The 15,331-nt window shown below is 45.3% G+C and carries 12 protein-coding genes, 1 tRNA gene and 1 pseudogene; 10 read left to right on the top strand and 4 right to left on the bottom strand.

What is annotated here, in order from left to right; all coding sequences use genetic code 11:
• Window positions 1-108: pseudogene (locus AC1P5O_RS07725) on the top strand (IS701 family transposase); the annotation flags it as partial.
• A 92-nt stretch (window positions 109-200) separates the two neighbouring features.
• On the opposite strand, the gene AC1P5O_RS07730 reads toward AC1P5O_RS07725, so the two are convergent.
• Window positions 201-710: a DUF1543 domain-containing protein gene (locus tag AC1P5O_RS07730; protein WP_005252819.1), complete on the bottom strand. Its 510-nt coding sequence runs from the start codon at window positions 708-710 to the stop codon at window positions 201-203.
• A gap of 484 nt (window positions 711-1,194) precedes the next feature.
• On the opposite strand from AC1P5O_RS07730, the gene AC1P5O_RS07735 reads away from it, so the two are divergent.
• Window positions 1,195-3,432 carry an NADP-dependent isocitrate dehydrogenase gene (locus tag AC1P5O_RS07735; RefSeq protein ID WP_121979804.1) on the top strand — a complete coding sequence of 746 codons (2,238 nt, stop codon included), beginning with the start codon at window positions 1,195-1,197 and terminating at the stop codon, window positions 3,430-3,432.
• A gap of 233 nt (window positions 3,433-3,665) precedes the next feature.
• On the opposite strand, the gene AC1P5O_RS07740 is transcribed toward AC1P5O_RS07735, so the two are convergent.
• Window positions 3,666-3,752 (bottom strand) — tRNA-Leu (locus AC1P5O_RS07740).
• Window positions 3,753-3,919: 167 nt separating this feature from the next.
• On the opposite strand from AC1P5O_RS07740, the gene queA reads away from it, so the two are divergent.
• The 8 genes from queA to secF all read left to right on the top strand — a co-directional run bounded on the left by queA (window position 3,920) and on the right by secF (window position 12,197).
• Complete coding sequence (queA, locus tag AC1P5O_RS07745) at window positions 3,920-4,954, top strand: tRNA preQ1(34) S-adenosylmethionine ribosyltransferase-isomerase QueA (RefSeq protein ID WP_004645165.1); 1,035 nt, start codon at window positions 3,920-3,922, stop codon at window positions 4,952-4,954.
• A 16-nt stretch (window positions 4,955-4,970) separates the two neighbouring features.
• Entirely contained in the window at window positions 4,971-5,999 is a 1,029-nt protein-coding gene (locus AC1P5O_RS07750; RefSeq protein WP_121979805.1) for a hypothetical protein, read from the top strand.
• Window positions 6,000-6,048: 49 nt separating this feature from the next.
• On the top strand, window positions 6,049-6,618 hold the full coding sequence (locus tag AC1P5O_RS07755; RefSeq protein ID WP_004733752.1) for a LemA family protein: 570 nt from the start codon (window positions 6,049-6,051) through the stop codon (window positions 6,616-6,618).
• Window positions 6,619-6,731: 113 nt separating this feature from the next.
• A complete protein-coding gene (locus AC1P5O_RS07760) occupies window positions 6,732-7,451 on the top strand; it encodes a DUF4303 domain-containing protein (RefSeq protein WP_004733750.1) in 720 nt (239 codons plus the stop codon).
• A gap of 252 nt (window positions 7,452-7,703) precedes the next feature.
• The gene (gene tgt, locus AC1P5O_RS07765) at window positions 7,704-8,834 is read left to right on the top strand and encodes a tRNA guanosine(34) transglycosylase Tgt (RefSeq protein WP_004733748.1); all 1,131 of its coding nucleotides are present in this window, start codon (window positions 7,704-7,706) and stop codon (window positions 8,832-8,834) included.
• 100 nt (window positions 8,835-8,934) lie between these two features.
• Window positions 8,935-9,264, top strand: a complete 330-nt coding sequence (yajC, locus tag AC1P5O_RS07770) for a preprotein translocase subunit YajC (protein WP_004645158.1) — start codon at window positions 8,935-8,937, stop codon at window positions 9,262-9,264.
• 51 nt (window positions 9,265-9,315) lie between these two features.
• Window positions 9,316-11,214 (top strand): protein translocase subunit SecD, encoded by a 1,899-nt coding sequence (gene secD / locus AC1P5O_RS07775; RefSeq protein WP_004733746.1) that lies wholly within the window; start codon window positions 9,316-9,318, stop codon window positions 11,212-11,214.
• An 11-nt stretch (window positions 11,215-11,225) separates the two neighbouring features.
• On the top strand, window positions 11,226-12,197 hold the full coding sequence (gene secF, locus AC1P5O_RS07780; protein WP_004733743.1) for a protein translocase subunit SecF: 972 nt from the start codon (window positions 11,226-11,228) through the stop codon (window positions 12,195-12,197).
• Window positions 12,198-12,221: 24 nt separating this feature from the next.
• On the opposite strand, the gene AC1P5O_RS07785 is transcribed toward secF, so the two are convergent.
• Window positions 12,222-12,935 (bottom strand): hypothetical protein, encoded by a 714-nt coding sequence (locus tag AC1P5O_RS07785; RefSeq protein ID WP_004733742.1) that lies wholly within the window; start codon window positions 12,933-12,935, stop codon window positions 12,222-12,224.
• 71 nt (window positions 12,936-13,006) lie between these two features.
• On the bottom strand, window positions 13,007-15,316 hold the full coding sequence (locus AC1P5O_RS07790; RefSeq protein ID WP_004733739.1) for a RelA/SpoT family protein: 2,310 nt from the start codon (window positions 15,314-15,316) through the stop codon (window positions 13,007-13,009).
• Window positions 15,317-15,331: the final 15 nt, after the last annotated feature.

The raw sequence follows: 15,331 nt of genomic DNA on the forward strand, positions 1-15,331 counted from the left end.
AATGTATATCGTTGGCAGAAGAAATTATTTAGACCAGTTATCAAAAACTTCATTGATGACTTTATTCTCGATAAAAATCATCTGCTACCACAGAGAATCTATAAATAATAGTGCGTAAGTCCTATTTTGATAAAGAGATTTTTTAAACCGCTTATCGAATCATCAAGCCAGCCGCAAGTTTAATTCAATCGCAAACTGCTTTAAATCGTGAGATAGGTATTTTCCCAGCGATTGCCGCTAAAACTACCCTCTAGCAGTTGGACGTAGTGGCCATAAACCTGATCGATGGCAATACAGTCATCTACATCCAGCACGCGGTCGGTATGCTGTTTTTGCCAGTGCCGGGCGAAGTAAGCTTTACCGCGCTGTTTAGCGACCATAGCATTCTGCGCAACCACCAACACATAACGATGTAACTCACCAAACTCACGTGGATCATAACCACCCAGATTAATCAGCCAAAGTTTTTCATCGGATTGCTGTGGCTGTGCATCAGTAAATTGCAGCACATAGGACTTGCCCTCGAACTCTAGCCCGTTGATTTGCGCCCAGGCATCAATATGCAAGCCTTTCTGTTCCGCAAACCAGGCATTTTTTAATTGCGGATAGGTATCTTCCAGACTCTCCCCCACAGCCAAAACCACATCATGAACTTCTGTATTGGCACGGGCATGACGACCACCGAGCATTACAATAAACAGGCTGGGCATTACATTTCCTTGTTAGTGTCAATCTTTAAGATCATTTCATTAATGCTTGCCAGTATAGCGCAAAGCTATTCCATGATGATGTAGCCATCTGCCAAGGACAAATTTGCATCATCAGCCTGACTGAATTTGCGCAAAACAGCATGAAGTCATTCGGTACCGATATACATCTCGAGGATCAGTTTAAGTCTATGTCGGACTCAAAAAACCATTTTCAGTGAATACAATTGGCTAGCGAATCATTTCCGATCATTTTCATCAGGATTTACAGCAGAAGATGATTATTTTTTTGTACAAAATATAAACACGGCTAAACCATACAAATCTGTACAAATTTTCACCCAAATTTCAATCTAAAGGCATATTTCGTTGACTGAAATGCGCTGAAAGACGATACTCTCAATGTTTTTATTTAAGCAAATCGGTTCAAAGAGGCTGGGCCAAAAGTTCGGTCCTCAGAAACTCAATCCAACGCAAGGGGCTATATATGGCTGGTGGAAAGTCAACTATCATTTACACACTGACCGACGAGGCGCCATTACTGGCGACTTATTCTCTGCTGCCGATCATTGAGACCTTTACTAAGCCAGCTGGCGTTGAGATCGTCAAAAGTGACATCTCTGTAGCTGTGCGCGTGCTCTCCGAATTTACAGATTACCTAAGCGAAGAGCAAAAGGTGCCTGACACTCTAGCTGAGCTAGGTCGTCTTACACAAGATCCAGACACGAACATTATCAAACTCCCAAATATCAGTGCTTCTGTTGGCCAGCTAACAGCGTGTATCAAGGAACTTCAGTCTAAAGGCTATGCAATCCCTGACTATCCTGAAAACCCGACCACTGAAGAAGAAAAAGCAATCAAGGCACGTTATAGCAAATGTCTTGGTTCAGCAGTAAACCCTGTTCTACGTGAAGGTAACTCAGACCGTCGTGCACCTGCTGCCGTTAAAAACTACGTGAAAAAACACCCGCACTCTATGAGCGAGTGGAAACAGTGGTCGCAAACTCACGTTTCACACATGGACGAAGGTGACTTCTACCACGGCGAAAAGTCGATGACTTTAGACCGCGCACGGAATGTAAAAATGGAATTGATCACCAAGTCTGGTGAAGCGATTGTTCTTAAGCCAAAAGTTGCGCTTCTGGACGGCGAAATCATCGATTCAATGTTCATGAGCAAGAAAGCACTTTGCGACTTCTACGAGAAAGAACTTGAAGACTGTCGTGAAGCAGGCATCCTGTTCTCTTTACACGTTAAAGCAACCATGATGAAGGTGTCTCACCCAATCGTATTTGGTCACTGTGTAAGAATCTACTACAAAGAAGCATTCGAAAAACATGGCAAGCTTTTTGATGAGCTTGGCATTAATGTCAATAACGGTATGGCGGGTCTTTACGAAAAGCTTGAAACTTTACCAACCTCTGTACGTGAAGAAATCATTGCTGATTTACATGCTTGTCAAGAACACCGTCCAGCTTTAGCGATGGTTGATTCTGCAAAAGGCATCACTAACTTCCATTCACCAAACGACGTGATTGTAGATGCTTCTATGCCTGCAATGATTCGTGGTGGCGGTAAAATGTGGGGCGCTGACGGCAAGCCTTACGACTGTAAAGCAGTCATGCCTGAATCAACTTTCGCACGTATTTACCAGGAAATGATCAATTTCTGTAAATGGAATGGCAACTTCGATCCAAAAACCATGGGTACTGTACCTAACGTTGGTTTGATGGCGCAAAAAGCGGAAGAATACGGTTCACACGACAAGACTTTCGAAATTCCTGAAGCAGGTGTTGCGAACATCACTGACCTAGAAACAGGCGAAGTGTTGATGTCACAAAACGTGGAAGAAGGCGATATCTGGCGTATGTGTCAGGTGAAAGACGCACCGATCCGCGACTGGGTAAAACTTGCAGTTACTCGTGCACGCAACTCTGGCATGCCGGCAATCTTCTGGCTTGACCCGTACCGTCCACACGAAAACGAACTGATCAAGAAAGTTGAAAAATACCTGAAAGATCATGACACCACTGGTCTTGACATCCAGATCATGTCACAAGTACGTGCAATGCGTTATACGCTTGAACGTGTTGCTCGCGGTCTAGATACTATTTCTGTAACAGGTAACATCCTGCGTGACTACCTGACTGACTTGTTCCCAATCATGGAACTTGGTACTTCTGCGAAAATGCTTTCTATCGTGCCTTTGATGGCTGGTGGCGGCATGTACGAAACAGGTGCAGGCGGTTCTGCGCCTAAACACGTACAACAGCTTGTAGAAGAAAACCACTTACGCTGGGATTCTTTAGGTGAATTCTTGGCTCTTGCTGTATCTCTTGAAGAGCTTGGCATCAAAGAAGACAACGCACGTGCGAAACTTCTTGCGAAGACACTTGACCAGGCAACAGGTCAACTTCTTGACAACGACAAGTCTCCTTCACGCCGTACTGGTGAACTAGACAACCGTGGCAGCCATTTCTACCTTGCTAAATTCTGGGCTGAAGCACTGGCTGCTCAAGACGAAGATGCTGAACTTAAAGCGAAATTTGCGCCGATTGCTCAAGCACTTGCTGACAACGAAGCGAAGATTATTGCTGAGCTGAACGAAGTTCAAGGTAAATCTGTAGACATCGGTGGTTACTACGCAGTAGATCCAGCGAAAGTGGGTGCAGTAATGCGTCCAAGCGCTACATTAAACTCAATCCTTGAGTCTTTTGCTGCGTAATCGCATGAAAGCTTAAAGATGATTTAAAAAACCGGTCCTTGGGGCCGGTTTTTTTATATCTTGAGTTTTTCACCCAGGGATTTATGCAGGTACTTATTTGCCAAAGTAATCGGATATTCCAAAACACAAACAATTTAAAAGGTACAGTTGAAATGATGCATCATTTTAATTTTTATAAATTTCAGGCAATAAAAAACCCCAAGACTGAATATGCTTGGGGTTTTTTAGAATTTTGGTCCCGAGGGTCGGACTCGAACCGACACGTCATCTCTGACAGCGGATTTTGAGTCCGCCGCGTCTACCAATTTCACCACCTCGGGAGTGGATGAAAGGTATAATACGCGATTTCTCAGCACTGTCAACGCAGAATATTTACATTTGTTTATTTTTAAAACAAATCGCATTTTTTCGTTTTAAAATCGAGCAATTCCCGCCATAAAAAAGAAAAAAGTTTATACTAGCCGCAGTTTTTTTAGCGTAAATCATCATGCAACTTTCTGATTTTAATTTTGATCTCCCCGATGAGCTGATTGCTCGCTACCCACTGGAAACACGCAGTGCCTCTCGCCTGTTGCACCTCGATGCCCAAGGTCAATATCATGACCATCAATTTACCGATATTCTGGATTTACTTGAAGACGGCGACTTGTTGGTATTAAACGACACCAAAGTCATGAAGGCCCGTTTAAAAGGTAAACGTGCTTCAGGCGGTGCGGTAGAAGTGCTGGTTGAGCGTATGCAAGATCGCTTTATTGCCTATTGTCATATTAAGGCCAGCAACACTCCGAAAGCCGGTGCAGAACTTTTTATTGGCCCGGATGCAGTGAAAGTGACCGTACAAGGCCGTCATGAAAATCTGTTTATTGTAGAATTTTCACAACCAATTCTCGATGTGCTGGATCAATACGGCGCCTTGCCGATTCCGCCTTATTTCAACCGTGAAGCGGAAGAGATTGATACTGAACGTTATCAAACCGTGTTTAATGACCCAACCAAACTGGCCAGCGTTGCAGCACCTACTGCCAGCCTGCATTTTGATGCCGATCTGTTGGCAAAATTGGAAGCCAAAGGGATTCAAAAAACTTTTGTGACCCTACATGTTGGTGCAGGTACTTTCCTGCCAGTGCGTACCGATGATATTCAAAATCACATCATGCACAGCGAATGGTGCGACGTCCCTGAAACTGCGGTCGAGATGATTCGTCAGACTAAAGCCCGCGGTAATAAAGTCATTTCTGTAGGCACGACTGCCACCCGTGCAGTCGAAAGTGCAGCACAAGCACATAACGGTGAACTGGCAGCCTGGACAGGTGATACCCAGATTTTCATCTATCCGGGTTATCAGTTTAAAGTGGTCGATCGTTTGATCACTAACTTCCATTTACCAGAATCGACCCTGTTAATGCTTGTATCTGCCTTGTCCAACCGTGACAATATTCTCAATGCTTATAAGCATGCAGTAGACAGCAAGTATCGCTTCTTCAGTTATGGCGATGCCATGCTGATTGATCAGGCGAAATAAGCGAGAACCATTGCCCATGCCGATCGAGTCTGTACAACAGTCCATTCATATTCGCCGCAAGAAAAATGCAGTGGTGTTTCAAAATATCGCTCGGCTTTGGGATCTGGGTCAACAGGCCAAAACGCATCAGCAATTGCTGGATGGGCTGCATCCCTGGAATGGCCCGATTACGCTCAAGTTTGAAAATAACCTGCCGCTTGCGCTTGCCGGAATTGGGCTTTTTCTGATTGGCAGCATTTTTATTGCGCCGGGAAATATCTGGATTCAGGGCAGTGTTTTTCTCGGCTGTCTCTGTATCTTCTGGGCCTATATTTGCTATGAACAGCAGCAGCCCTTAGAGGAAGTCATTGCTTTTCTGGAAGAACAGGCACTGGCCAAAAAATATCAGCTTGCCTTTCTAAAACAGCCACTGCATATTTCCATGCCACTCAATCCCCTGCACTTTATCCGGCATTTAAAACAATTATTTCCAGTATTCAATCAAGGTTCGTTGAGTAATGAGATTCAGCGTTATGCCAGCACGGTCTGGGAAGATGAAAACGGCCAGCAACATCAGGTACTACTCTTCCAATACCACTATATTGATGAAGTACAGGCCAGAAACAAAGAGGGCCAACCGGTTAAACTGATGCAGGTCCACAAAGACCTGTGGGGCGTATTTGTGTTTGATATCCAGATTCAGGGACTGGCGGTCACCACTTCCAGAAAGAAATTTTATTATCCTTATAGCTATCCCTGGCACAGCAGCGATATTCGCACCAACCAGAGATTAAGCTTTTATGGCAGCGATCCGATGCAAACTGCCAAATTACTCAGTCCGGGTTTTGTGCTGCGACTGGCCGACTTTTTTGAACAGCGTCAGGGTGATTTACTGTTTCACCCAGAAAATAAAATGCTGTGCTATCTGGGACCCCATGATTTATTTCAGGTATCGAGCAAGCAGCAGAATATTAGCGATATTTCCACATTGCGCGGCCACCTGAGAACGTTTAAATTAAAACAGCTCGAAAACTTACAACATGATCTGCTGCAGTTTTTAAAATAAATTTTTCGCATCATTTTTTAAATATAGATATAGCTTGGGGAGATCTCGGATGGGATTTTTGATTTTATGTTTGATCATTGTGGCGCTGATTGTCACGATTATCATGATCCGCAACAGTATTATCCGTCATCATAACGCTACGATTCGTGCCTGGTCGGATGTCGCCAGTTACGAACGGCAAAAACTGAAAATTCTGGATGGGCTGCAACCGCTGGTCGAGCAATACTCGAGTTTCGAAAAAGGCACGCTGGAAAAAGTCACCGAACTGCGTCAGAACATCATGAACCTGAATATCAAGGATGCCGATATTGGACAATTACAACGCATTGAAAGTCTGAACAAACAGTTAATGCATAGCCTGAATGTCGTGATTGAAAATTATCCGGAACTGAAAGCCAATGACATCTATCTGAAAATGATGGCTGAAATTGAAGAACAGAATGAAAATGTCGGTGCGGCGATTACGATTTATAATCGCAATGTCGAACTGTTTAACAACCAGATCCAGATTTTTCCGCATAACATCATTAACAATATGTTGCTCAGAAAAAAAGTGGTACGTCCATTCCGTGATCAAAGCGTGACACAGAATTTTGATTACCGTCCGAACTTTCACTGAGTGAACAGCAAGATCTGATAAAATTTTGCATCCTTGGCGCATTAACTTATTATAAAAATAGCCAAGGATGCGGCTGTACCTATCTAAAACTTATAAAATAAAGAATAAAAATTATGCTGGATTATTTAGAGCACTTGCAACAGACGCTGGTCGAGGAATTTTATCGGCTGTATGACCGTTATCAGGATGATCAAATCTATGCCTGTAGTCTGGTCTTTGACGAATTTTTACTACTAGATGATCTGGCCATTTCGACTGAACGCAGTATTTTTAAAGATCCGGAAGATCCTCAGCAATATCTGGCGGAACAGGATCGCTGGAATGTCCGGAAATGGCGTTATCGGGCACATGCTTTGCCCCACTCTGGACTCATTCCCTTTAAAACCTTGCTGGCCGATTATTTTAAAACCCAGCACAGCTTTGGCCATCCGGTATTGGCACAACAAAAACAGCTGCACGCGACGCATCTGGATTTATTGCTGGAGAGTTTTAAACAGACCAAACATCGTCTTTCTGAGGCTTATGGTCTGGATCTGGATGGCATCCTTTTTTTCATGAGCCTGCCCACCCAAGTCGAATTTGAATGCCAATCTGCACAGACACTTAATCCTGAGCATATTCATTTACAGAAATTTCTGGCATCCAGACAAACTACTCATTTACCTGCCATACAGAAACGCTTGAAACTCTCGCAAAACGACAAAGATATCTTGATTGATCTAGAGCAGATGCTGGTGATGGAGCCTTATGACTATTTGCAAGTGGCACAAGATGCCTATTTGCTGACCTTGGAATCCTACTTTGTCGATAGCAATATTATATCCAGAAACTGATCCAGCATATCGCTGCAATGGCCTCTGAGCCGGATGGCAGCTGCGCCCTTAGCCGGGAAGATATCCAGCAGCGCTTGCAGCAGTTTTCTGCCCATCCGCCAATATCTCCGGATGTTCTCTAGCTTCAGCGATAAATAAAATTACAGAGCGAATGCTCTACAATGCTGGCGTTTAGTGTAAGAATCAAGGAAAATAGCGCCCTTTAGCTATAACAATCAGCGAACTGTTTTTTCGCCTTGATGTGGAACTCCTATGAAGTTTGAAAAATTAGGTCAGTCGGGCCGTGCCCGTCGTGGTCGTTTAACGCTTGAACATGGTGTGGTGGAAACCCCGATGTTCATGCCTGTGGGTACGTATGGTACGGTCAAGGGCCTGTTGCCACGCGACATTAAAGAGATCAAATCTCAAGTCATTCTGGGCAATACTTTCCATTTGTATCTACGTCCAGGACTGGATGTGATTCGTGAACATGGCGGCCTGCACGAATTCATGAAATGGAATAGTCCCATTTTGACCGATTCAGGCGGCTTTCAGGTCTTCAGTCTGGGCGCAATGCGTAAAATTAAAGAAGAAGGTGTGACCTTCCGCTCACCAATCGATGGTTCAAAAGTATTTTTATCGCCTGAAATTTCAATGGATATTCAGCATACGCTGAATTCTGACATTGTAATGATTTTTGATGAATGCACGCCGTACCCTGCGACGCATGAAGAAGCGCAAAAATCATTGCAATTGTCTTTACGCTGGGCGAAACGCTGTAAAACCCAGCATCATGACGTGCTGAAAAACCGTAATGCACTGTTCGGGATTATTCAGGGCGGCATGTATGAAGACTTGCGTGATGAATCTTTAAAAGGCCTGCTTGAAATCGACTTTGATGGTTATGCGATTGGCGGTCTGTCCGTTGGCGAACCCAAAGAGGAAATGATCAAGGTTCTGGATTATCTTCCAGAAAAAATGCCGGCAGATAAACCGCGTTATTTGATGGGTGTCGGCAAGCCCGAAGATATTGTGGAAGCGGTACGTCGTGGTGTCGATATGTTTGACTGCGTGATGCCAACCCGGAATGCACGTAATGGTCACTATTTTGTGACAGACGGTCTGGTACGGATCCGTAATGCGAAATATCGTCATGATCAAAGCCCACTCGATCCACATTGCGATTGCTATACCTGTACCAACTTCACCCGCGCCTATTTATTCCACCTCGAAAAATGTGGAGAAATGCTCGGCTCTATGCTCGGTACGATTCATAATCTGCGCTATTACCTGCGTTTGACTGAAGCGATGCGTGATGCATTAGACAACGGTACATTTGACGAATTTGTTCATGACTTTTATGCCCGCCGTGGCCTGGAAGTGCCACCTTGTCCGCAAGATTAATCCATCAGCATTTGCGCTGAGGAAAAAGACAATGTAAATTGCAAGAATATGTCAATTTATTATCGAGTTGATCACCAGTTTTTTATTTTAGGAAAATGTAATGAGCCTTTTTATTTCGACTGCTCACGCTGCAGGTGAAGCTGCACAACAACCAAGCATGATGGCGAACCTTTTGATGATTGCTGTTTTTATTGCAATCTTCTATTTCTTGATCTGGCGTCCTCAATCTAAACGTGCCAAAGAACACCGTGCTTTGGTCGACAGCCTTGGCGTTGGCAGTGAAGTGGTATTTGCAGGCGGATTAATGGGCAAAATCACCAAGATTGAAGGTGACTTCGCAGTGGTTGAATTGAGCCGTGGTGTAGAAGTCAAAGTTCAACGTGCAAGTGTGATTTCAGTCCTCCCTGAAGGCACTTTAAATAACCTTTAATCAAAAATAGTCGTGCCCTCGCACGACTTTTTCATTTTAAGAAGAAAACGAATGCGTTACCCAGCATGGAAATATGTACTGATCCTGGTTGTCCTGGTGATCAGTACCTTATATGCCCTGCCAAGTTTGTATCCAGATGAACCTGCTGTACAGATTTCGGGTGCCAAAGCCGGTACTCAAATTGATGCAAGCATCGTACAAAAAGCAGAGCAAATTTTAAAAACTGAAAATATTGCCACCCATGACAATAGCTTTGGCAACAATGCAGCTTTATTACGTGTAGATTCAAGTGAATCGCAGCTTAAAGCTAAAGAGGCTTTACGTCGTGGTTTAGGTGATGATTACGTGGTTGCATTGAACCTCGCCCCGACCACCCCAGAATGGCTGCAAAAAATTGGTGCCAAACCAATGAAGCTCGGCCTGGATTTACGTGGTGGTGTTCACTTCTTGCTTGAAGTGGATATGGACAAGGCCATTTCCCAGCGCATGGAAACCTCTGCGACGGATCTACGTCGTCAGTTGCGTGATAACAACCTGAAATTTAATAGCCTGAATTTAAGCAACAACACCATTGTGATGCAGTTTGCCAACAATGATGATCGTTCTGCAACGATGGACTTCTTGCGCCGTAATGGCAATGAGTTTACCCAGCAGGCTGTTGCGACCGAGACCGGTTCGACCTTACGTCTAAACTATACTGATGTGCGTAAGCAAGAAATTGAATCTTATGCTGTCAATCAGAACTTGACCACTTTACGTAACCGTATTAACGAGTTAGGTGTGGCAGAAGCACTGGTTCAAACTCAGGGCAGCAACCGTATTGTGGTTGAGCTTCCTGGTGTGCAGGATACCGCTGAAGCGAAACGTGTCTTAGGTCGTACCGCGAACCTCGAGTTCCGTCTGGTGTCTGACCTGAATGATCAATATATTGATCCATATACCGGTCAGGCAACGGGTGCATTGCCACCAGGCACAGAAGTCTTTGCTTATGAGTCACTGGACAGTGGTCGTCAGCTCCTCTTGAACCGTAACCGTATCTTAACCGGTGAACGTGTTCAGAATGCATCAAGTGGCTTTAGCCAAGACACAGGCGGTGCTGAAGTTAACATTACCTTGGACAGCGCAGGCGGCAAACTGATGTCGGATGCCACCCGTAATGCGGTCGGCAAACGTATGGCCGTCTTGTTCATCGAGAACAAACAGCGCATTAATTATGTGGAAGACCCTGCGACCGGCACTCAAACTGAAGTTCGTACCCCGTATACTGAATCTGTCGTGATTAACGCTGCAACCATTCAGGCAGTACTGGGTTCTCAGTTCCGTATTACTGGTCTGGACTCACCGCAAGAAGCTGCTGAACTTGCCTTGATGCTGCGTGCAGGTGCGTTGGCTGCGCCAATGTACTTTGTAGAAGAACGTGTGATTGGTCCAAGTCTGGGTCAAGAAAACATCGACAAAGGTGTACTTTCAACTCAGATCGGTTTCCTCTTAGTCGCAATCTGGATGGTGGTATTCTTCCGTCTGTTTGGTGTGATTGCCAACTTTGCACTGGTCTTTAACCTGGCGATGATTCTGACAGTCATGTCTTGGATTGGCGCTTCCCTTACCCTTCCAGGTATTGCCGGTATCGTCATTACCATTGGTATGGCGGTCGATGCCAACGTACTGATCTGTGAACGAATACGGGAAGAAATGAAATGGGGGGCTTCGCCAAAACAGGCGATTGTGGCCGGTTATGATCGTGCCTATAACACCATTTTCGACTCGAACTTGACCACATTCCTGGTGGCGTTCATTCTGTTCGCGATTGGTACAGGTCCGATCAAAGGCTTTGCCGTAACCCTGATGATTGGTATTGTCTGCTCGATGTTTACTGCCATTACAGTAACGCGTGCCGTGGTACAGCTCATTTATGGCAAAAAACGTAACTTGAAAAAGTTGAGCATTTAAGGAGATCACTGATGACTGAAAATACTCAACTGAATCAAAAACAGTACGGTCGCCCGGAAGACGAACGCATTATTCCGTTTATGAAGATTGCGATGCCTGCGGCATTGTTTTCAATTCTCTTAACCGTTGCCAGTATCTTCTTTATTGCCACCAAAGGCCTGAACCTGGGTTTGGACTTTACCGGTGGTGTGGCAGCCGAATTAAACTATACTAATCCGGTCAAACCTGAAGATGTCTCCAAGGCATTGAACCAGGCAGGCTTTAATGATGCTGTGGTTCAGACTTTAGGTTCTGAACGTGACCTGATGGTGCGTATGCCGGTTCAGGAAGATATCGAAGCTGAAGACCTGACCAAGGCTGTTACAGCAGCGGTTCAACTGCCAAATAATGCGGCAGAAGTACCCAAGGTTGATGTCGTCGGTGGTCAGGTCGGTAATGAGCTCTATGTCCGTTCTGGCGGTGCTGTGGCACTTGCGCTCCTGCTGATGCTGGTCTATGTCACCATCCGCTTTGAGGTCAAGCTGGCTATGGGTGCAGTATTGTCACTGTTCCATGATATCATCGTTACCCTCGGGATTTTTGCGATGATGCAGTGGCCATTTGACCTGACTGTACTTGCAGCACTCCTTGCAATCATCGGTTTCTCACTGAATGATAATATCGTGGTCTCTGACCGTATCCGTGAGAACTTCCGTAAGATTCGTGGTGCAGAACCGGTCGAAATCATTAACATTGCCCTGACTGAAACCCTGCGTCGTACCATTCATACCTCTATGACCTTATTGCTCGTGGTGCTTGCCATGATGCTGATGGGTGGTGATGGTCTGAAATGGTTCTCGATCGCGATGTTTGTTGGTGTCTTTGTCGGGACCTATTCGTCGATCTATATTGGTACAGCCTTTGCCTTGTGGCGTGGTCTAAACCGTCAGGACTTTATTGTTCAGGTGAAGCCAGAATTTGAAGACGAGAACCAGATTCCATAATCTGTTCTGTTTCATGTTCATCGTTCAGCCCGTCTTATGATGGGCTGAATTATTTCTGCCGTTTGAATATGTGGCAGTGGGAAGAATCGCAATGACTGGATGGATTTTCTCAATATCGGTTTTTTGGAAAACCACCTTTCTGCTTTCATTCAGGCTTTGAAATTCATAATGATCCCGAGCTTCGCTCACCAACTGTAAAATGAGCTGCAGGCCATTGAGCAGATACACACAGAGTATGCCTGCAGTGGATAACTCGGCCTGTTTGTCACAAACCAGCCACCAGCCCGGTTTTAAGCTGGGAAAATAATACGGCCCTGCTACCTGAATCGCATAATGCTGTGCTTGCAGATGAAAAATATCCTGATTGAATGAGAGCGGTGAATCCAGGGAGATAAGTGCGAATGCCTGCTGTTGCACCACCTGCATTTGCAACAGTACACCTTGCGCTGGAATTGGAGATAATTCAACTTTTGGTTCAGTCGACTGATCTAGAATGAGCACATCTAGACCCAGTTGTTGTTCCAGTTCCCTTGCTGCCTTCTCCCCGATCTGACGTTTGCTATTCAGCAATTGCGCAATATATGAGGCTGACAAACCGAAATGCTCACAGATTTCTTTGCCAGTTTTAAATTGCTGTGTCTCGATCAGCAGATCAATGACCTTGGCCAGATTATTTCGTCTACGTTCAAATATTTCAGTCGCGCTCATCTCGGTCTGTTGGTCTATTTTTTTATGCATGTAATTTAAATACCTTACAATAAAAAAGCCCGCAATTGAATTGCAGGCTTTTTAAACTTAGGTAACAGGAATTAAGTACCCTGTACCAGACGACGCGCGCTGATAATTCCTGGTTGCTGCTCAAGACGGGCCAGCAGTTTGGAAAGTTGTGCCAGACCTTTGACTTCAATCAGCAGCTTCATATTGGCAATACCGTCCGCTTCCGAAATGGTATTCACCTGACGGATATTGATCTGATCCGAGAAAATCACTTGCGTCAGATCTTTGAGCAAACCGCGTCGATCATAAGCTTCCACCACAATCTGTACGCTCTGACCACGAGTCGGCTGCATTTCCCAATCGGCTTCTACCGCACGCTCAGGCTCTTGAGTGATCATGCGCACATAGTCCGGACAGGCCACCTTATGAATGCTCACCCCCCGATTCAGAGTGATATAGCCGGCAATCGACTCACCATGCACCGGTTGGCAACATTGCGCGACATGCAGTTCCACGTTATCCAGACCGTCGATCAGAATCCCGTGTGCTGACAGCGTATGGCTGGCACGTGGATTCAAGGCTGGTTTCAGCACCAGTTCAGGTTCGTCCTGATCCAGATGCATATGACGATTCACCTGATTAATCAGGGCATGCAGGCTGATATCGCCATTGACCAGATTCACCAGAATGTCATCACCGGTTTTGACATTAAAGTGGTTGCAATAATCACTCAAATCAATCGATTTCGGGTGAATTGCCAGACGTGACAATTCCTTGTTCAGCACTTCACGGCCGACTTCCAGGTTCTTGCTGCGATCCTGCTGACGGAACCAGTGACGCAATTTATCTCTCGCCCGGGCCGTTTTGATATAACCCAGCGAATTAACCAGCCAGTCCCTGTTCGGTTCCCGGTCTTTTTTGGTCAGAATCTCGACCTGTTCACCGGTTTTCAGGGTATAGGTCAGCGGCACATAGCGCTGATTCACCCGTGCAGCATAGCACTTGTTCCCGACTTCGGTATGCACATGATACGCAAAGTCTAGCACGCTTGAATCACGTGGTAGCTCTTTGATATCACCATCACGGCTAAACACATAGATCTTTTCGAAGCCTTCAAAATCTTGAATATGCTCAAAATTCTCGATTTCATCTTCAGATTCTTTATGTGCACTGCTTTCATTGCGTTCTTGATAATGCTCAAGTACCGCACGTAAGGAATGCAGACGATGGTTAAAGGAGCGATCTGTGGTTTTTGCGCCTTCTTTATAATTAAAATGTGAACACACCCCAAGTTCAGCTTCGTCATGCATTGCATGGGTACGAATCTGAACTTCAAGTGACTTATTCTCGGCAATCACCGCAGTATGTAAAGAACGATAACCATTGGCTTTCGGATTGGTAATATAGTCATCAAACTGATGCGGAATGTGGCGCCAGATCTGATGCACAATACCTAAAGTGTGGTAACACTCCGGTACACTTTTCACCAGTACCCGTAGCGCACGAATATCATAGAGCTGGTCAAAGCTCAGGTTCTTGCTTTTCATTTTTCGATAAATCGAATAAATGTGTTTCACCCGGCCATTAATTTCAGCTTCGATGCCATGCTCAGCCAATTCATTGCGTAATTTATCAATCACAAACTGAATATACTGTTCACGCTCCAGACGCTTTTCATTCAGTAAGGAAGCAATTTCTTTATAACGTTCCGGCGCAAGATAACGGAAAGCCAGATCTTCCAGCTCCCACTTCAACTGAGCAATGCCCAAGCGGTGTGCCAGTGGCGAGTAAATGGTCAGAATTTCTCGGGCCACCCGTTCCTGACGCTCACGCGAGGAATTGGCCAGTTCACGCAAGGCATAGGTACGTTCGGCCAGCTTGACCAGAACGACACGTACATCTTCGGTGACCGAGATCAGCATTTTGTAAATGCCAGACAGATGTTCACGCTGGTTATTATTGAAATGATCTTCCAAGCGTTTATTTTTTTCGATCAGCTCAGACAGCTTACCCATGGCAAGCGTACCTTTGACCAGGCTATGCACCTGTTCGCCGAACTGTTCTAGTACTTCACTGAGTGGCATGACGCCTTCACGAACAGCACGATACAACATGGCTGCGGACAAAGTATCTTCATCGACATGCAGATGCGCCAGAATATCCGCCATCTCAATACCGGTATAAAAGGTATTGGAGCGGTGCTGAACCGTACTTTGCAGCTCTCTTTCTAATGTTAAGTGGGCGACTTCTTCGAGCTGCGTTAAAGGTGCGCCATCTAATATGCCACGAACCCGATCCAACCATTCAGTCAGATCCTGGTGTGCTTGTTCGGCATGTTCTACAGTCGTCTCCTGTGACAACTCATTGAGTCGTCCAGGGAGTTGCTCACGTACTGTGACCATACCCGTCTCCTACTT

Source organism: Prolinoborus fasciculus (genome assembly GCF_056724605.1).